Below are 20,079 nucleotides of genomic sequence, written 5' to 3' on the forward strand. Positions count from 1 at the left end.
TCAAGTAAGAAAGGATTAATCAATCCATAGAATATTAGTTCTTATTTTATTCAATTTATTAATTAAAGCTAGACCAGCACCAGTTATACCAATCATTAAGCTAAATGAATATGAATGTCTAATTGTATTTTTACTAACTATTTCTTTTAAGTATTGTTGGTGTAGACGTTCAAATGTTAGTTCGACTTGTGAAGAGACAACCGAATCGTTTACTTGATTCGCATATCTCTCAAGTATAGATAAAGTACCTAAATCACCATGACAATAAGTAATGTTATTACCTAAGCCTTTACCTTTTGTACTATTTACGGCAATTTTTACATACGTTTCATCTATTTCTATTCCACACTCCATACAAATTAAGAACGAGAGTAGTATACCAGGAGCTCCATGACACCAACCATTACTGATATCACTATTTTGGTTGCTGTTATACCAGTTTTTTTGAACTGGAGAGTAGAAAGTATTTAATTTATCTCTTAATTCTACAGCTTTATTTTTGTATATTTGTTTTTTTGTATTTTTGTATAATAATGCATAGCACGACATAATTCCTGCTATACCATGAGAAAAACCAGCATAAATTTTCCCTTGCTCTTTAAATACGGGATGTTGATGTAAATGTTTTTCCAGTTCGATCGAAAGATGAATTAAGTGATTTTTATTCTTAGTATCATGACAATTAGCTGCAATATTTAATAACATGTGAATTGTGCCTGTTACGCCACCTATAACATCAAAAGTTTTATCTTTGATGACAAAACTTTTTATTTTATCAATATTATCAAAAAATACTCTTTTAAGTTTAGTATCCTCTAGTAAAATACTGATTTTATAAATAGCATAAAAATAACCGGAAGTTCCAGAGAATACTCCTAGAGGAAAAGGTAGTTGACTATTATCTTCTAGTTCTATTATAAATTTCCTTACAGGTTCAATTGCCTTATAAGCAGCATCTTTATATTTTATTTCGCCTGTATATGAGTATAATTGTGCTAAAAATATCGAAATTCCAGCATTTCCACTATATAAATCTAAACTTACGAGGCCTGGAGACCAGATGTTTTCTTGTTCTCCTTCCAGGGATGAAGCAATCCAATATGCATTTTCATCCACAGTAATCATTTCATCAATTAAATGATCGCCGATATTCTTAGCGCTTTTCAGATAAGAATGATAATTTATAGTGTGTTTTGGATGACTAGATTTTACTTGTACAAATGAGGTTTCAGTACAATCTTCATGTCCTTTACGTTTATTTAAAAATGACATTTCGATTAACTTTAGTTGTTTTGAAAGATCTGTTAAGGATAAATTGCTTATCTTTGTTAAACAACGTTCTAAAGGAGTATTATCTAGTATGTCCCCCATATCATCACCATTAGAATTGTAAACCTTTTTTTTGTCAGTTATTGCAGAAAAATAAGGAACATCCATATTTAACAAATCGTAATATTCGTGTTTTAAGAAAGGGATTCCCGATTTAAATCCGTCTAAACCAACCCTGTGGAATAATAACTTTTTATAAAAAGAGTTTTTACTAAAAATAGGGTATGTTGACATGTCTAATAATTTCGAGTAAAACATAGTGCTCTTATTGATGAAACGAATTCTTTTACCACTAAATAATTGTTGAATTTTACTTACTAATTCTTCTTTATTTTCAATGGCCCATTCATACATATTTTTAAATCCATTTTGAATGTCTTGAATATAATCATACGCTTCTAATGTTGCACCATTTAAAACTGGATTATTATGTTTTGGTTCTAATTCTAAATTTTTTAAAGAAAAATCCATACTTTCTAAATTTTTGTTGTTTAATATTACTGATTTATAGGGAGATATTTGTTTCTTATGAAAACTCACACCGCCTAAATCTGCATATAAATCAGTGCCATTAACGGATCTAGTTATTTCTGTTGGTAGAAGTGCAATACTATTTACAGATGTATGTAAAAATTCTTGAGCCTTTTGAAAACTGCTGTCAAATTCTTCGAAATAATGATTAGGTTTTGGAACAAATAAAGATTCTAAATCAATTAACATTGGATTTTCCCCGTGTGCAATAATATTTTCATAATGGATATCATTTGCGTTTAAAACATATAGTATGGCTAGGTACTGTCCAGTTTTTTTGTAGAATTCATTAATTTGCTTTTCTTCAGTGCATTCTTTTTGTGAAATAAATTCCATCCATCCATCTGAACCACTAGAAAAAAAGTTAACAGTATTAAATTTAGAACCTTTCTTTTTATTCAGAAATTTCAAAAACTCTTGAAATGCTTGATCCACCTCTAAGTTTCTTGGCTTATACATAATTCGTGAATCATCTGAAAAATGAAGTGTACAAACGGTTTTGCCATTTTGATGAGTATCTCCCATTCCTACATCAATAAGGGTAAGTTTCGCATCATTATTGATACAAAATCGGGTTAATAGGTTATTCCATTCAGCTTCTGTTCTATGCAAAATAGTTAAAATATTTTTTAAACTTCTGTTTATGATAATACGCAAAGTGTTTGATAATTCTTGATTATCATTTAATAGGTATTCTATATATTCATCATTTTTTAATAAAATATCCTGAAAATATGTGAACCGTGTTTCTTCTGTTTCTCCAATTAATAATCGTTCATTTTTTAAAATTTTCAATTCATCAATTAAAGTTTTATATGATAATTCCCATATTCTTGAGATTAGCTGATCGGCAACATTTTTTGTAAAGTAGGTATAATTATTTATAATTTTGATTTCCTTTAAATCTTTAAAAAAGAGATTTAAAGGATCGATAACGATAGATTTACAAAATGAACCGAAAGGTAAATCTGATGAAATACCTATATCAATTACATCTTCAGTATTTAGTTTATGGTATTTAAAGTTAATTTTATTTTCATTTTTACTTTTCTCATAGAGCTCATCTATAGTAGTTGATGAAACTCTATAAATTAAATCTTCTAGTTCTTCTTTACTTTGTAACTCAGGATACAATTGCATACAATTGTTCAATTCATTTTTTTTATTGATTATAGGCATAATCACTTACTCCTTTTTTATTATATAAGTGATAATAGAAGCCACCTTGATTCATTAATTCATGATGAGTTCCAGTCTCTATGATATTCCCATCATCGATAACATATATTTTGTCGGCGTCTATAATAGTTGAAAGTCGATGAGCTATAATAATTACTGTACACTTAATCTTTTTAAAATACTCCATAATATTAAACTCGTTCTCTTGATCTAATGAGCTTGTTGCCTCATCTAATATTAATATTCGTGGTTTATTAATGAGAGCTCTAGCTAAAGAAATACGCTGACGTTGACCACCTGATAAGTTCAATCCCATATCGCTTATTACCGTATTATACTGCATAGGCATGTTTTCGATTTCTTTATCAATCATTGCAAGTCTTGCTGCCTCTTGCACATCTTCTAATGTAAATTTTTCATTCCCCATTGTTATATTTTCAAAGATACTTTTATTGAATAACATAATATCTTGTGGAACAATACCGATTTGTTTATGTAATACGCTTTGATCAATAGAATTGATATTCAGACCATCTATGTAGATATTTCCTTTGGTATGTTTATATAGTCCAACTATGATTTTTGCTAATGTACTTTTTCCAGAACCAGATTTCCCAACAATGGCAATTTTTTCACCACTATTAATAGATAAATTAATATTCTTGATAATATCATTACTCATATTTGTATATGAGAAATAAACATCTTCTAACTCTATATTTCCATTAACTTTGAAATTTTTAATGAGATTATTAGAAGACTCTATTTTAGTTCCTGTAATGTCACTCACTCTTCTTAAATAAGATGAAGTCAAAATAAGCTGTGTATAGGCAGAAAATACCGAACTAGATTGATTAAATAGCATTGTTGTAATAGTTTGAATTGCTACAATTTCACCTAGTGTCAATGTATTATTTTGGTATAAAATTATACCTGTTACTAAAATTATGACAGGAGCTATAAGTTGAAAGTTACCAGATAAAGAGTTTATTATATTTTGCAACTGAGAACGGTATTTAAATTTCTCTAAACTTTTCTTATAACTAAATTCCCACTTAGAAAAAAATTTATTTTCTAACCCTGCAATTTTAATAAATAAGCTAGAAAATAGAATTTCAGTCAGGATAGCCTGACTTTTACTTTGCTCAACGAGTTCATTATCTACTGCTGCAGCAACCTTGGCTCTACTTAAACTTAAAATTAAAAAGTTAAAAAATAACAACCCTAAACTTATAAGTGTAATTATGTATGATTTTGAAGACAAATAAATTAGAATAACAAACATCATACCTAAATCAACGATTCCTGGTATTAAACTACTAGAAATCAAATCCCTTACTCCAATAAGACTATTCAGTCTATACAATAAATCCCCTGGAGACCGTAAATCAAAAAATTTAAATGGCAATCGTAATAAATGACGGAATGTGTTCCCCATAAGCTTTTCACTTAAAAAGATGTTCAGTTTAATAATAAGAGATCCTCTTGTAATTGATAGAGTTAGGTGCAATATAGATATAAGTAGGAGACTAAAAATAATCCTAGAAAAATCATTAAATACTGACCCGAGTAAAGCACCATCTATAATTTTTTGCGTGAGGTATGGAATAATTAAATTGAGTAGTAAAACAGTTATTGTTGTTAAAATAATGAATATAGTCAAAGATAGTTTACTTATAATTAATTGTTTTATTCCCTCCCAAGGCTTTACTTCCTCAGCAAATTGTGGCTTAAAGTCATTACTTGGGACTACCTCTAGAACCAAATGTGAAAAACTATTTAAAAACTCCTCGGTGGTAAGTTTTCGTTTCCCCTCAGCGGGGTCAATAATTTTAATCTTTTTGTCCGAAATCTCTTCTAAAACGACAAAATGTTTGTTTTCCCAATAGATTATTGCAGGAAGTTGAAGTTTTTTAAGTCCACTAATATCAGCTTTGTAAATTTTTGAGATAAAACCTTTCTTCAAAAATAATTGTTTTAATTGACTAAGGCTTAACCCATCTCTTCCAACCTCAAATTCATTCCTTAAGTTAAAAATAGTTTCTCGACTACCATAATAATTTAATATCATGTTACTACAGCATAGTCCACATTCAGTTTGTTGGAGTTGTAAAACAACTGGAATCTTTTTCATTTTATTTTAATATAAACCTTTCTTAGTAGATAATGAGAGTAATAAAAATTTATTACTCTCATGTTTTAATTAACCCCTACAATTATTCACACATTCAACTGTGTAAGTGCAGACTTTCCCTTTATTACCAAATGTTTCACTGATAATGATTGAAGTTGAAGTAGCTGTAGTATTCCATGTGTTTATACCACCCATAGCTGAGTGTTCTTCAACTTCCTCTAATAAAATTTCAGGTAATTCTAAATTTTCTTTTACCTTTTTTCTGTTTTTAATAACATCAAGCACAATAATCCCTCATTTCTTATTTTTTATAATGTTTACACATATATAGAGTCGTATAGCTGAATATAAAAATACTAAATGCAAGTACATACTAAACTATTTTTTAATAAATACTACTCGTAAATAAAAAACTTGTTTAAAGTATTTTTTATAATAATATAAAATTAATTGCATTTTTTGAATATTCATATTAGCTAACTTTTCTCTACACTAAAACCTTAACATTATTAACCATGGAAAAAAAAGGGTTTTTTTAAATCTTTTTTTTTGTTACACTAGTTTAGTTAGATATTCAAATTCAACTAAACTAGTGTATTGCAAAAAAACAATTCAAATGAGAAATGAATAATATATCTGACTCTTTAGTTTGTTTTAATGTTATTTTCCTGAAATTGTATAGGGATAACTTTGTGGATTATGGAACTTTTATTTGATAAAGTGCAGCAAAGACCATACAAGCTACGTCGAATGATTTTTGAAGAGTTTTTGAAATTTATGGAAAGACTCTGATACGGAGATGTATAGCGCTATAGTAGATACAGAAAACTAGTTACTTCTAATGAGGGTGATGATTGTATCGGCTAAGGACGTCTTACAATGTAAAGGGGATGATATTAAGAAGTGTCATAATGAAATAGATACATACAGTACAACAAGCAAATGTATTAGAAGGCCAATTATTTAGCAAAAAAAATATTTTTTCATACTATTTTAACAATATTATTTTTTTATTAATTCAATAGTGTTATGCTTATTTTATGAAGAGGAGGGATAATATGCCAAGTGTGGGGATTATTAAAGCCGTTTGGAAGTATATATTTAATAAATAATGTTCTAGTTCTAATATCTCATTATTTGAAAAGGATATATAGTAAAGAATCAGTTAATGAAGCGAGCTAATATACGGCTCACTCCATTAACTCCTGCCATATATATATCCATTATTGTTCTGAATATGAAAGAAAAAGACTCGTTACAAGTCATGCAGCAACTTGGGGAAACAACTATTAAAGATAGTTTAGAAAGAATAAAGAATAAAAATTCAGCAATACAAAATTGCTGAATTTTTATTCTTCCCCATACATTTACAAATTTTTTAAGTTCTATTTATTATTCATTATAGTATTTAGGCCTCACTTTATACTTCTATAACAAATAACGTGAAAATTATTATAGAGTATTTTAATTTATCATAATAGTCTTATATACATAAGTATTACTATTAATCATTTCAATTAATTTAGCCGATGGTAATCTATCTAATTCAATGACCATAATATTATTTATCTTTTGAGATGAACAATGAATTTTTATAATATTAATTTCATAATCTTTAAATAAAGATGTTATAAAAGCGAGAAATTTAAAACTGTTTTTATTTCGTACTAAAAGATTTGGACTGTTTTCTGATATTTTAACATTAAAACCATTAATTTCTGAAATAAGTATTTTTCCTACATCATTTATATATGTAACAACTTCTATACTATCTGTTTCATTTGACAAATAAATTTTTGCAGTATAAGGATAACTTGTTTTTGCATACTCTTCTACAAATTTAATTACAGTACAATTATCAATATTAAAAGGAAATTTTTCTAATATATTATTTTCAGAGGAATGAAATATTCCTTTTAAAAAACCTATTTGTAATTCATGTTTATTCGTGACGTTTTTAAAGCTTCCATAAATTGAAATATTCACTTCTTCTGGTCTTAAAATAAATAACGCTCTAGCTAACTTACCCATTTCAGTTCCTAAAATTTCAGGTGATAAATTATTAGTTTTTACAATATCGAACATAGAACAACTTTCCATAATTAACTCCCCCTCACTTAAAATACCCCATATTTATATGGGGTATTTTAAGTCGTAAACTGCATGTAATTTTAATATAGTAAAATATTATTTGTTTTATATTTTGAATAACCTTATATATAGATTAAACAATTTATATTTTATCATTCCTCTCTTCTTTCATATTCATCTGAAATAATATTATCATCCCACTATATTTATAAATTAGCACCGTTTTTTATATTAAATCCTTTATTTTATCTAGTTACCCCGAAAAAAGTCTCTCAGATTCGTTTGTATCGACCTTTAAATACCACAACAATATCAAAACATGCAAAACAACTTAAAAGTCTATTTTAAGTTGTTAAGGCGTTTAAAAAGAATTTAACTGTTTTCAAACGGTTTTGTTAAGCGATTTCTATATACTATAAGCTAATCTCTCAATTTTTCACCTTTGATTTCTTCTAAGCCTTTTTTAAATCCCATTTCTTTTGTAATATGCTTCATTTTTAATGAATGTAATTAGTATACATTCATTATACTTATTTTAACTTTTTGAAGAATTTCCATATGATTGAGTGTTTCTATAAGCACTTCATTAATATATATTAAATGATAAAAGTATTAATTTAAAACCTCTTTGGATGTTAATCTTTAAACTTTAATTAAACCTTCATTTTCTTAGAAATTTATAAATCAGTTGAAATATTTATATCAAATTCATCTGGTATTTTAGCATCTATTTTTTTCCCATCTATTGTCATCCTTATTTTCTGTTTCGGATTTGCTGTTACCACCCAAGCATTAGGTAAATAACGATCTTCATGTGATAATGTAGAAGGTGAATTTATAACCTTTCCCCCTAAATATAGAGTAGCAGAAGAACCACCATCCATAGCCATTGCATTTATAGCACCTTTTTCATATAGAATATCTTGACACTCTTTTAACGTAGCCCCTATACTATGCGTCTGTCTACCGTCAATGACTAGAAACATAATTGTACCATCTTCTTTTTGGGCCATAATACTTCGCGGAGCAGAACCCCAACCACCGTCTCCTTCTGTAATCATTTTTTCTCCATTTACAATTAACTGTGGCATAAATCCTGCTGCTGAAATGACTTGTTTATCCAAAAGTTGTTGTGTAGAATAATTTCCTGTTATCATTTGTCCAAACTTTGTTAAGCCTGTAATAATTGTAGGGGTATTTCTATCCATATTCGTATCAATAACTTTTCCATTTTCTATTACAATTCCAGTAGCAACATTTCCTCCACCCCTTCCTGTTTCATCAGCAAACCCACTTGCATTCACAGCAACAAGTGCATGATTACGCTTTGCCATTACGCTAATTTTTTCTCCTCTGTTAGCGCCCTGTGTTCCTTGATGGCCAACAAGTTTAACATTGAAGGGATTGCTAATAGTAACTAATTTCCCTTCAAAAAGAAAGCGACTATCTTTGTTACTTTTAATCGTTTCTACATCAATTTCTAATGGCTGATTTTTAAATTCTTCTAATCTTTTTCCTGCTATTTTTTTATAAATATGCTCATCACTATTTGACCATTTCGGATGATTAATTCTATCTTGCAATTTATCTAATTCCTTTTGGGATAGGAATGTATATTTCGCATATTGTGGATGCTGAGAAGTTAGTATACTCCCAGCCATTGTTATACGAAGCTCTCGGCCATAGCTAGTACCAAATAATACTCCTACGCCAATAAGCATGAAAATAGAAAATAGAAGAAAAATTCGTTTGAAGATTTTTCTTAGATGTTTCATAGTTTTATCCTCCAGCATTCATTACATTCAATAAATTCATTAAAATATTATTTATCTAAAGACTAAAGTGTTTGATTTCCTCGCGCCTGAATTCCCCACTATATTTTAGCAATTAAGGCAAAATACTTATTCAAATTTCGTTTTTATTTCAGTGTATATTTATAAATTTAATAATGTTTTTGCAACCATGAAATAAATTACTAATCCTGTTCCGTCAACAAATGTTGTAATAAATGGACCAGAAACAACTGCAGGATCTAGTTTTAATTTTCTCAGAATCAAAGGTAAAACTGATGCAACAAGAGAGGCCCAAATAACAATAAATAATAAAGTGATTGCTACAACTTGCGCAACTTCTTTTCCAACTCCTAACATATAAGCACGAGTGAGCCCAGCTATCCCAAGTGCAAGTCCAAGAAGCATACCAATTGCAAATTCTTTTTTCATTACACGGAAAATGTCTTTAAATTTCACCTCTCCAATACCAATTGCACGAGTAATTGTTGCTACAACCTGTGTTCCTGTATTCCCTCCAGTACCTACTAATAATGGAACAAAGAAAGCAAGGGCAACTACAGTTTCAATTTCGTCTTCAAAATACTTTAATACTGTACCTGTATATGCCTCAGCAACAAAAAGAAGTAATAACCATGGTAGACGTTTTAAGAAAATGCTCCAAATGCTAGCTTCAAAGTAAGATTGATTCAATGGTTCACTTCCGCCTAACTTTTGAATATCTTCTGTAGCTTCTGCTTCCATAACATTCATTACGTCATCAAATGTTATAATACCAATCATTTTATTATTTGCTGTTGTCACAGGTATTGCTGCTAAATTATAATTCAGTAGCTTTTTTACAACTTCTTGTTGATCAACTTCAGCGTGTACTGAAATTACCTCTTGAATCATGATAGTAGATAATATCTCTTCATCTGCTGCTAGTAATAACTCATGTATGGAAACGATTCCCTCAAGATAACCATGACTATCAAGAACATAACTATAAGATATTGATTCTACATTTTCAGAATGTTCCCTAATGTACTTCAATGTCATTTTTACTGACCAATTTCCTCTAACTGCAACAAAATCACTTGTAACAAGACTTCCTGTCGTTTCAGGTTTGAAAGTCATCAATTTTTTTACGTTATGTTTTGTAATTTTATCTAGATACGCCATTAATTTAGCCTGTTTTTCCGGATGAACCGCTAGCAGTAAATCTACTAATTCATCAATCGGTTGTAAAGTTAGTAACTTTTTAGCTTTATTTTCAGATAAGTGAATTAAGATATTATATTTTTCTTCTACACTCATATATTGAAGAATTTTAGAGCTTTTTAATACAGGAATCGTATTTAGCAATATGACTTGATCTTCAATTGAAAACCGTTTTACTTCTTGCGCAACATCAAACGAAGGAAGACGTAAAACCTTCTCTGCATCCAAATTATTTTGGGTTACAAGTAATTCATTTAATAATTTCTTCATGTTAACTCCTCCTCATATTGCTAAGGGAGACTCTAGAGTTTCATGAGTGGTTTTGTTTTATTTTATCTGTCTTAGGTTTTTTATTAGAGCAATAATAGTTACATTGCAATCAATTCATTAATTAGAATTACCTCCTTTTTGAGTATAGACAAGATAAAAATAAATAAAATTAAACAGAAAAACCTTTACTCAAAAAGGAGTAAAGGTTTTTTCACAATACAAATAAATGATTATTAAGACAGCTCTGCCAAAATCACAGAGGTACCTTTCTATCAAATCGTATACCACTCCCTCGTTGAGTTTTAGCACTGTATAGCATAGGTTTTTATAACCAGCTACATTAAGAAGGGCCTTAATCCGACCGTTCCTGTTGACCCATTGGCGTCTCTCGACATTTTTGGGCAGCAGCGTTTCTCTATACAGGAGCCTCACCTAACAAAGTTTATTGAATTACTTCAAAATTTAAACCAGAATTTAATTTTTGTCAACTCCCTTTCAATTCCATTCTTAAAAAAATCTTCTTTTATGATTAAAATCTTCTTTACTGTTTATCAAATTTATATGGTTAAACTACTTAATCAAACTATACACTACAAGTCTAAAATATGTACTTATACGGAATGATTACATACATTTTCTCACAACATTTCTCAAAAGATTATAACGCTATAAAACATATAATTTTAGCAATACGGTTACTTGACAAGAAAAAAATATATATTTATGCTTGCTACACGAAACAAATACATAAAATTTATATCGCTGAACCTGTTAGGTGAGGCTCCTATACAAACACAGGCTATTGCCCAAAAATGTCGAAAGACGCCAATGGGTAGAACAGGAATTGTCGGGTTAAGGCTCTTCTTAAGATAGCTAAGTGATGAATTTTCATTACTTTACGTTGTATAGTGCCAAAGCTCTACTAGGGGGAAAAAGCCTTATTTAGTCATGCCATTTTGAATCCCCCTAGTTACATATTAGGGGGATTTTTGCGTAAGAAAACAGGGGGTAAGTGATAGAATTTTCCTAAACAAAAATCCTATTTAGTAATTGACGAGAACAAGGTTTTATTCATTAGCAAATGCAATATTATGTTTTGTTTTAAATCAGGAGGATATTAAAATGAAAAAAATATTAAAACTGGATTATCTATTGCTCCTCCCTCTATTCATAACATGTACTTTAGGTATTATCATGATGTATAGTGCGAGCTCCATTGTCGCTGTCCAACATTACGGTTATAACAGTAGACATTTTGTTGATTCTCAATTAACAACGCTAATTTTAGGAACAATAGGGTTAATAGTTTGTGCCATACTCCCATATGAAATATGGAAAAAACGAATAGTCTCAATCTTTATTATAGTTGGAGGGATTTTTTTATTAATTATGGTTTTATGGAAAGGAAAAGTGGTAAATAATGCTCAATCATGGATCTTTGGAATACAACCAGCTGAATTTCTTAAATTAGGAACAATACTCGTAACAGCCCGTTTTTTTGCATTACGACAAGAACAAGCTAAAAACAGCTGGAGTGGTAGCGGAAAACTTTTATTTTTTTTAGCTACAATTTTTTTTCTTATCTTTAAACAACCAAATTTAGGATCGGCACTTTTAATATTAGGTATAGGTTTTAGCATATTTCTTTGCTCAGGAATAAATATAAATCTACTAATCAAAAGAACTGCTATTGGTTCTATTTTGTGGTTACCTATTTTATATTTTTTAATTCAATATAGTTTGTCAGAAGTTCAAAAGACACGTATTACTACGATTTTTAATCCCTTTGTTGATGCACAAGGAAATGGATACCAGCTTGTAAATTCTTTTATTGCCATTGGCTCTGGAGGAATCACTGGTCGTGGATTTGGAAATAGCATACAAAAAACAGGTTATCTTCCGGAACCACATACTGATTTTATAATGGCAATAGTTTCTGAAGAACTAGGATTTATTGGTGTATTTATTCTATTGGCTGGAGTTTTGACTATAGTACTTCGCTCTTTAAAAATTGCACAAGTATGTGTAGATCCATTTGGCAGTTTTATAGCAATTGGTATAGGGTGTATGATTGGTATGCAATCCATTGTAAATTTAGGTGGTATTACAGGACTATTTCCTCTTACGGGTACTCCATTTCCGTTTATAAGTTTTGGTGGAAGTTCTTTAATGGTCAATTTAATAGCAATAGGTATATTACTTAATATTTCAATTTTCAATAAAATTAAGTTTGATAATTAGAATATTTAGTTTTAAAATGTAACATTAATTTTATAATTATTTTATTTAAATTATAAAATTCAACACTATTAATTAATTAATCTATATTCAAAGAATTTCTAATTAATTTTTTAACTGTATGAATATTAACATCTATATTCATTTTAATACCTAAAAAGGCAGGCATAAATTTATGCTTGCCTTCCGTTCTCAAAATTAATTACACCTAAAACAACGTGGGATAAAGCAAATCTAAATACTGACTTCTACCCTCTATTTTTTACTTTTCTAAAACAATTTCTGCTATTTCATTAGCATATTTTTTAGAATCAAATCCATCATAGTTACTTAGGACTACAACAGACAAATATTCTTTTGGAAACCGCATGAAGTGTGAACGATAACCCGCCCAACTCCCTGAATATTCCAAGTACCGACAGTTAAAACCTTTTTCAACACTCAGTCCAAAAGCATAGTCTTCATTATCAATAATCTTCTTTCCAGTTGGAGAAATTTCCGGACCTATTTCGCTTATTCTTTTAACATGGTCTTTTCCACTTTATTTATGAAAAAATAAAATTTTTATATAAAAGACACATAATTAAACAAACATAACTACATATGATATATTGTATCCTCTCTTTTTAGATTGAATAGTCTTTACAAAAGGGCACTTTCCTAAGTGCTCTTCTAGTTACATACCAAATAGCGTTTTTGTTTAAAATAATCGCTACAGAATAATTGGACACATTCCCCAATTTATTTATCCTTAAATCCATGTTAAAACCCGTTGTGAGTATTATGACATAACTCAACCCAGTGAAGCACTGTAACATTTCATACAGGGCTCCTTTTTTCATCAAGCCGTTAGTTAATTGCACCGACTACCTTAACGTACAAAGTTACGTTTTTGTTAAATTTCTTTAAAATTATATATACTTATAATCAATAATTAGTTATACCATTAAAATTCCTAATAGTTAATATTATTGAATCGACAATTGCAATAACTTTACTTCCAACATAGTAATACTTCTCGATTCTCACCCCCTTGGAGCGCACCTTGGGATTGATTCAATTTAAATAAAGATTTTGTTTCAAAGTTGCACCATCATTAAAAACATACATACAATATCATGTGCACTTTTTTTCTATATAAATCTTGATCAAAGAGCACTTTGAAAAGTGCTTGTTTTATTTAAAAACTACACCAAAGTGAAAGAAATACGCATACAATGTCGTGTATTCTTTTTCAATGTTTGTTTAGGTGAAAGAGCACTCTCCAGGGCGCTCTTTCATTTTTAGAAAGGATTTTGTTTAAAATATAAAAATAAAAACATATTTAGTTAAACCACTCATATACTTTTATAGGTGTTGTCATTTGGTTATGGAGTGCTCATTAGGCACTCCTATTTTTATGCTTACTAAATAACTACTTTGTTAAAATGAACACTTTATATTTTATAATTAAAACTTTTTAATATAAATACAAGCTGTAATCATTTTCTTTAGAGCTAAATCAATATAAAAAGGCACTGTACAATAGGAGAATTTGCGATTGTTTTACTAAAACATATTGAAAAAGTTTGTTATTGACTTAGAAGACAAAACAAGTTAGCTCGGCTGTCTTAGGACAAATTCGTTAGCTATCAAAAGTAATGATTAACCGAGATGTCCCCACTTCAAACAGTCCGTTAAGACGTTAAGTAGCAGGTAGTTCACAGAAGTATTATCTACTCAAATGTTCATTTTTTTCATTAAAAAGAAAGCACCTGCGCCAGTAGGGACTCTCTTAATGTGAGAAGTATTTTTCAATGGGCATTGAAATTAAAATGAGTTACAAACCTATAAATCTGTCCTTCAATTCAATATATGCTTGTCCTTACCAAAAAGTGAGAACAAAAGAGAGCACTCTCCCAATAAGTGCTCTCTTTTGAAAAATATAGGGGAACATGTTGGAAACCGTTCAATATCATTATATGATGATTCTCCCCAACTATAACTAATATATCCATTAAAACCGGTTAATGTGTAGTTTTTATATAACAAAGAAAAAATCATCCGTTATGGATGCTTTCCTTATCTATACCTGTACAACTCTTTGGACATATAAAACCTAAAAAGAGTCTTATGAAACTCGTATTGTAATTTAGATATTTTATTTAGCTGATTGAGATGCCGTCTGTTATCTTTTCTCTTTTTTGTATTTCCAATTATAATAAGTTAATGCGCATTCTGTTCTATTCTAATTGCATAAAGCTAAGAAATACGAAAAGACCGCTAGACTAAAAAAAAGCTCTGCAGTCATATGATTTTTTCTTTTTTATTAGTAAAATTCGGTTTTCCCCCCCACTCCCTACTGACTCAGAGGTACGACATAAATATTCCTCATTCCCCTTAACTTTTACATATGTTTTATCAAATCTTCAGGAATTGCTTGTTAATCTAAAATGGATATTGGTTAAATCCTTTTCCATAAATCAATCCTTACTTACTTTATTTTTTGCATATAAAAGGTTAAGAAGCTGCATATATTCATCTTCTTGTCCAATATCAAATCGTTTCCCTTCAATCATTTTTCCATATACTTTTTTAGTCATAATTAAAGAATGTATCGCATCTGTTAATTGATATTCCCCCCCAACACCAGGTTGAAGCTTTTTTAATAATGGAAAAATATCCGGTGTGAAAACATATCTACCAATTACTGCAAGATTAGATGGAGGGTTTACTTTTGGTTTTTCAACAATATTTGTAACATCTATACAATCTTCTTTTACAATATTCCCTTCAATAATACCATACTTTTCTACACATTCATTTGGTACCCTATGAATGCCTATAACACTATTTTTCTTATCTTTATAAATTTTAATTAACTGGCTTAAAGCGGTTTCTTTATCCGAAACTACAATATCATCTGGTAAGAGTACAGCAAAAGGTTCATTACCAATAAATGTTTCACCTAATTTTATCGCCTCACCAAGTCCATTCGCATATGGCTGTCTTATATAATGAATTTGAATCTTAGGGATAGTAAGCTCTTTTAACAGATGAGATTTTTTCTCTTTTTCCAAAAAAGCTTCCAATTCTAATGATTGATCAAAATAATCAACTATTAAATCCTTTCTGCTAGAAAGTACAATTAATATTTGCTCAACACCTGACTTCACAGCCTCTTCCACAATATAATGAATCGCCGGTTTATTACCTATAGGAAACATTTCTTTTGGAATTACCTTTGTAATTGGTAGGCTCCTCGTGCCGTAACCAGCTGCTGGAATAATTGCTTTTTTAATCACTAATCTCTCTCCTTCAATTGTTTATAACAATGTATTCAGTACCCTTTGTACCTGCGCATAATGAAATCAAAAGAGGCCTTTACCTTCTGCCTACTTTCATTGCTTATATGAATAGGCCCTTTTACTTGTCACCAATCAAACTTGTCCATCAATATACTGTTACAACTAGTACTAAGTTTAGAAAGGTGATTAGCATATGAAGATATGTATTATAGGCTCTGGTTATGTTGGTATTACATCAGCAGCAGTATTAGCAGATTTAGGTCATGATGTTATATGCGTAGATAAAGATCAAGATAAAATTTCCTCTCTCCAAAAGGGAGAATGTCCCATTTATGAACCTGATTTAAAAGAACTTATTCACAAAAATCGAAAACGATTACAATTCAGTTGTGATATTGATAGTACTATTCGACAATCGCCCATTATTTTTATTGCCGTAGGGACTCCTTCCACATCAAGTGGAAAGACGGATTTAAAATATATCTATTCTGTTATCAATCTACTAGTTCCAGCTATAACATCGTATAAAACTATTATTACCAAAAGTACAGTTCCACCAGGTACAAATCAACAAATATGTGAAAAGCTTATTAAATCTGGGGTTTCATCATCCCTATTCAATATTGTTTCTAATCCTGAATTTCTTCGTGAAGGTTCTGCTGTTCGTGATATGCTCATCCCAGATAGAACTATTATAGGAATCCAAAATGGTGACACAAAGTCGTTAAAAATTATGCAGAATATATATAAAGGAATTAGTGCTCCTTTCGTTTGTACTGGTCTAAATGAAGCTGAGATGATTAAATATACATCCAATGCATTTTTAGCTACAAAAATATCATTTATAAATGAAATCGCTCGGATTTGTGATGCATATAACATTGACATTGTTGAGGTGGCAAAAGGAATTGGCCATGACTTTCGAATTAACCCTCATTTTCTTCAGGCGGGAATGGGATATGGAGGATCATGCTTCCCAAAAGATTTACATTCACTCATCTATACAGCAAATGATAGGCACGTAGCAGTTCCTATTTTACAAGCTGTACAATCCATTAACTCCACACAAATAGATCTCTATGTTGAAAAAATTCAAAAAGCTATAAAAGAACCCTTTTTTAAAAAAATAACGGTGTTAGGAATTGCTTTTAAGCCAAATACTGATGATATTCGTAGCTCACTTGCCGTAATACTCCTTGAAAAATTAATTCCTCATGGCTATGATCTACATGCTTATGACCCCAAAGCTCTTCTTCCCCCACATTTAAAAAGACAAGTTACACAGCATGATAACCTAGAATCTTCAATTACAAATTCTGATTGCATTATTATCGCAACGGAATGGGATGAATTTAAAACACTTAATTGGAAACAAGTCAAACAAGTTATGAGGGGATGCACAATCGTAGATGGACGCAATTGCATTGAAAAAGATGAAATAGAAAAATACGGATTACAATATATTGGAGTGGGTCGGTCATGAAAATACTTGTAACAGGAGCCGCTGGTTTCATTGGTTCACATTTGTGTCAAGCGTTACTTAAAAATAGTGCATATCATGTAGTTGGAATTGATTATTTCATCGGTCCTACTCCAGCCACTTTAAAGACAGACAATATACAATCTCTCAAATTGAATTCACGTTTTCAATTCATACAAGAAGATATTTCAAATACAGATTTATCAAAACTATTACAGGATATAGATGTTGTTTATCATCTAGCTGCTATTCCTGGTGTGAGAACAAGTTGGGGAAAAGATTTTCAGTCTTATGTTTCAAATAATATAATGGTTACACAGCAGTTGCTTGAAGCCTGTAAACACATAAAATTAGATAAATTTATTCATATATCAACATCTTCTGTTTATGGTGAAAAATCTGGCGCAGTTTCTGAAGATTTATTACCTACCCCCCTATCTCCATACGGCGTTACCAAATTAAGTGGTGAACACTTATGTCATGTTTATTACAAAAATTTTCACATACCAATTGTTATTTTAAGATATTTCACAGTTTATGGGCCAAAGCAGCGTCCTGATATGGCATTTCATAGATTAATTAAACAACTGCTAGAAGATAAACCTCTCACAATATTTGGTGATGGAACGCAAACACGTGATTTCACCTATATTGATGACTGTATACGAGGAACGGTGGCCGCTTTAGAGACAAAAAAAAGTATAGTAGGTGAAGTTATCAATATCGGCGGAAAAGAACAAGCATCCATTTTAGACATCATTTCTATGTTAGAAAAAATATCAGGGAAATCAGCAACCAAAAAATTTCTAAAATCAGTTCCTGGAGAACCGAAGCAAACATGGGCAGATATATCTAAGGCCAGTACATTACTACAATATTCTCCAACAGTTTCTCTATCCGATGGATTGGAAGCAGAATTTCATTATATAAAACAACTATACAAAGGGGATTAGTTTATGAAAATTGCATATATATGTACAGAAAAATTACCATCTCCGGCAATTAAGGGTGGAGCAATTCAAATGATGATTGATGGGGTGTCCCCCTATATAAGTCAAGATTATGAACTTACTATTTTCTCTATTTCAGATCCAGGTCTTCCAAATCAAAAAACACAAGATAATGTCAATTACGTGTATTTTCCTCAAAAAGAATATGAACAGCATGTTATAAGAACAATCCAAACCAATACCTTTGATATTATACATGTCTTTAATCGCCCTAAAAATATACCTCTATATAAACAAGCTTCTCCACACAGTAAGTTTGTATTAGGTCTTCATAACGATATGTTTGCTGAGCATAAACTATCCATTTATGAAGGCAATCTTATTATTGAAATGGTTACCGCCATTGTGACCGTTAGTAACTATATTAAACAAACTGTGATTGAAAGATTTCCACAAGCTGAAGAAAAGATTTCCATTCTCTACTCTGGTGTTAATTTAAAACAATCTCCCTCCATCTGGACACCAACAGGACAAAAGATAAGAAATACATTTCGTAAAAAATATGGTATACAAAATAAAAAGGTGATTCTATTTGTTGGCCGATTATGCAAAAATAAAGGACCTGACATACTCATTCATGCTATGAAGAAAATTATTCAAACACATAAGGATACGGTACTTGTAATTGTTGGTGGTAAATGGTTTAGTGATAACCGAGTAAATAAATATGTTAAAAGACTATATAAAATGGCTAGGCCAATTAAAGAACACGTAATTTTCACCAAATTTATTCCTGCAGATCAAATTCATAATATTTTTCTAATGGGGGATATATTTATATGTAGCTCACAATGGAACGAACCACTGGCACGTGTTCATTATGAAGCAATGGCTGCTGGAATCCCAATTATTACAACAAATCGTGGGGGAAATGCTGAAGTTATAACAGATGAATATAACGGATGCCTAATAGAACAGTATGATAACCCATTAGAGTTTGCCAGACTTGTCAATGCTTTGTTATCTCAACGAGAATTTGCCCAATGGATTGCTGAAAACGGTAGAAAGGTTGTGGAAGAAAACTTTACATTTAAACATACAGCGACAAAACTTGATCAGGTATATAAACAAGTCGCAGAATCTACAAATCAACCTTCTAAAAACTTATTACGCCCTCTCAAAATTCAAATTATTTAAACTACCAGTATTCATCATTTTTATTTAGGTCCACAAAATTTAAACATAGAGCTAAATAGAATTAAATATTTTTGATACAAATACAATTTTCTTTCCGTACAAAGTTTTTTTATAGGGTAAACTCAATGGAGTAAGAATGCTGCATTAATCTTTTCACCGTTTCTTTAACAAGATGATTTAATATAGCAAGGAAACAATTAAATACAAAATAACTACAAATAATTGCTCTCACAATTAAGATTTTTTATCCTTGATTCGGCCAAATGCAAATTTGTATACCTTATCGATTAATATGGATTGCATCTCGTTTCCTTGTGAAATTTTTGTACTATAAATTGAACTACCCCCACTTTCACTTCGTTTAGAAGTGAGGGATTCCTAAGTAAAGAGTTCTATCGAA

11 protein-coding genes, 1 pseudogene and 2 riboswitches are annotated in these 20,079 nt (G+C 30.2%); of the genes and pseudogenes, 4 read left to right on the top strand and 8 right to left on the bottom strand.

The annotated features are described in order from the left end of the window. Nucleotides 1–15 precede the first annotated feature (15 nt). The 6 genes from CER22_RS25160 to mgtE form a co-directional block, all read right to left on the bottom strand. Nucleotides 16–3,039: a type 2 lanthipeptide synthetase LanM family protein gene (locus CER22_RS25160; RefSeq protein ID WP_088609896.1), complete on the bottom strand. Its 3,024-nt coding sequence runs from the start codon at nucleotides 3,037–3,039 to the stop codon at nucleotides 16–18. After that, nucleotides 3,023–5,173 carry a peptidase domain-containing ABC transporter gene (locus CER22_RS25165; RefSeq protein WP_088609897.1) on the bottom strand — a complete coding sequence of 717 codons (2,151 nt, stop codon included), beginning with the start codon at nucleotides 5,171–5,173 and terminating at the stop codon, nucleotides 3,023–3,025. The genes CER22_RS25160 and CER22_RS25165 overlap by 17 nt, the downstream gene beginning before the upstream one ends. Nucleotides 5,174–5,242: 69 nt before the next feature. Continuing rightward, on the bottom strand, nucleotides 5,243–5,458 hold the full coding sequence (locus tag CER22_RS25170) for a plantaricin C family lantibiotic (protein WP_088609898.1): 216 nt from the start codon (nucleotides 5,456–5,458) through the stop codon (nucleotides 5,243–5,245). A gap of 1,179 nt (nucleotides 5,459–6,637) precedes the next feature. Further along, nucleotides 6,638–7,273 (bottom strand): serine dehydratase, encoded by a 636-nt coding sequence (locus CER22_RS25175; RefSeq protein WP_088609899.1) that lies wholly within the window; start codon nucleotides 7,271–7,273, stop codon nucleotides 6,638–6,640. Nucleotides 7,274–7,941: 668 nt separating this feature from the next. Further along, on the bottom strand, nucleotides 7,942–9,039 hold the full coding sequence (locus CER22_RS25180) for a phosphodiester glycosidase family protein (protein WP_088609900.1): 1,098 nt from the start codon (nucleotides 9,037–9,039) through the stop codon (nucleotides 7,942–7,944). 159 nt (nucleotides 9,040–9,198) lie between these two features. Then, nucleotides 9,199–10,527: a magnesium transporter gene (gene mgtE, locus CER22_RS25185; protein ID WP_088609901.1), complete on the bottom strand. Its 1,329-nt coding sequence runs from the start codon at nucleotides 10,525–10,527 to the stop codon at nucleotides 9,199–9,201. Nucleotides 10,528–10,808: 281 nt separating this feature from the next. Further along, a riboswitch (M-box (ykoK) riboswitch) is annotated at nucleotides 10,809–10,974 on the bottom strand. A 313-nt stretch (nucleotides 10,975–11,287) separates the two neighbouring features. Then, nucleotides 11,288–11,464, top strand: a riboswitch (M-box (ykoK) riboswitch). A gap of 185 nt (nucleotides 11,465–11,649) precedes the next feature. Between mgtE and CER22_RS25195 the strand changes: the two genes are divergently transcribed. Further along, on the top strand, nucleotides 11,650–12,768 hold the full coding sequence (locus tag CER22_RS25195) for an FtsW/RodA/SpoVE family cell cycle protein (protein WP_088609903.1): 1,119 nt from the start codon (nucleotides 11,650–11,652) through the stop codon (nucleotides 12,766–12,768). A 259-nt stretch (nucleotides 12,769–13,027) separates the two neighbouring features. On the opposite strand, the pseudogene CER22_RS33810 reads toward CER22_RS25195, so the two are convergent. After that, nucleotides 13,028–13,303: pseudogene (locus CER22_RS33810) on the bottom strand (hypothetical protein); the annotation flags it as partial. A gap of 1,924 nt (nucleotides 13,304–15,227) precedes the next feature. Beyond that, a complete protein-coding gene (locus tag CER22_RS25210; RefSeq protein WP_088609905.1) occupies nucleotides 15,228–16,049 on the bottom strand; it encodes a UTP--glucose-1-phosphate uridylyltransferase in 822 nt (273 codons plus the stop codon). A gap of 196 nt (nucleotides 16,050–16,245) precedes the next feature. Between CER22_RS25210 and CER22_RS25220 the strand changes: the two genes are divergently transcribed. The 3 genes from CER22_RS25220 to CER22_RS25230 are packed head-to-tail and all read left to right on the top strand — an operon-like array spanning nucleotide 16,246 to nucleotide 19,679. Further along, nucleotides 16,246–17,535 (top strand): UDP-glucose dehydrogenase family protein, encoded by a 1,290-nt coding sequence (locus tag CER22_RS25220; protein WP_088609906.1) that lies wholly within the window; start codon nucleotides 16,246–16,248, stop codon nucleotides 17,533–17,535. After that, nucleotides 17,532–18,485, top strand: coding sequence for an NAD-dependent epimerase/dehydratase family protein (locus tag CER22_RS25225; protein ID WP_088609907.1), 954 nt, complete (start codon nucleotides 17,532–17,534; stop codon nucleotides 18,483–18,485). The genes CER22_RS25220 and CER22_RS25225 overlap by 4 nt, the downstream gene beginning before the upstream one ends. A gap of 3 nt (nucleotides 18,486–18,488) precedes the next feature. After that, nucleotides 18,489–19,679 (top strand): glycosyltransferase family 4 protein, encoded by a 1,191-nt coding sequence (locus CER22_RS25230; RefSeq protein ID WP_088609908.1) that lies wholly within the window; start codon nucleotides 18,489–18,491, stop codon nucleotides 19,677–19,679. The last annotated feature ends 400 nt before the right edge of the window (nucleotides 19,680–20,079 follow it).

The organism is Bacillus sp. K2I17, assembly GCF_002209985.1.
GTDB classification, from domain to species: Bacteria; Bacillota; Bacilli; order Bacillales; family Bacillaceae_G; genus Bacillus_A; species Bacillus_A wiedmannii.

Excerpts from the sequence above, each read along its gene's own strand:
- CER22_RS25160 (WP_088609896.1), bottom strand. The coding sequence starts at position 3,039 with ATGCCTATAATCAATAAAAAAAATGAATTGAACAATTGTATGCAATTG.
- CER22_RS25165 (WP_088609897.1), bottom strand. The coding sequence starts at position 5,173 with ATGAAAAAGATTCCAGTTGTTTTACAACTCCAACAAACTGAATGTGGA.
- CER22_RS25175 (WP_088609899.1), bottom strand. The coding sequence starts at position 7,273 with ATGGAAAGTTGTTCTATGTTCGATATTGTAAAAACTAATAATTTATCA.
- CER22_RS25180 (WP_088609900.1), bottom strand. The coding sequence starts at position 9,039 with ATGAAACATCTAAGAAAAATCTTCAAACGAATTTTTCTTCTATTTTCT.
- mgtE (WP_088609901.1), bottom strand. The coding sequence starts at position 10,527 with ATGAAGAAATTATTAAATGAATTACTTGTAACCCAAAATAATTTGGAT.
- CER22_RS25195 (WP_088609903.1), top strand. The coding sequence starts at position 11,650 with ATGAAAAAAATATTAAAACTGGATTATCTATTGCTCCTCCCTCTATTC.
- CER22_RS25220 (WP_088609906.1), top strand. The coding sequence starts at position 16,246 with ATGAAGATATGTATTATAGGCTCTGGTTATGTTGGTATTACATCAGCA.
- CER22_RS25225 (WP_088609907.1), top strand. The coding sequence starts at position 17,532 with ATGAAAATACTTGTAACAGGAGCCGCTGGTTTCATTGGTTCACATTTG.
- CER22_RS25230 (WP_088609908.1), top strand. The coding sequence starts at position 18,489 with ATGAAAATTGCATATATATGTACAGAAAAATTACCATCTCCGGCAATT.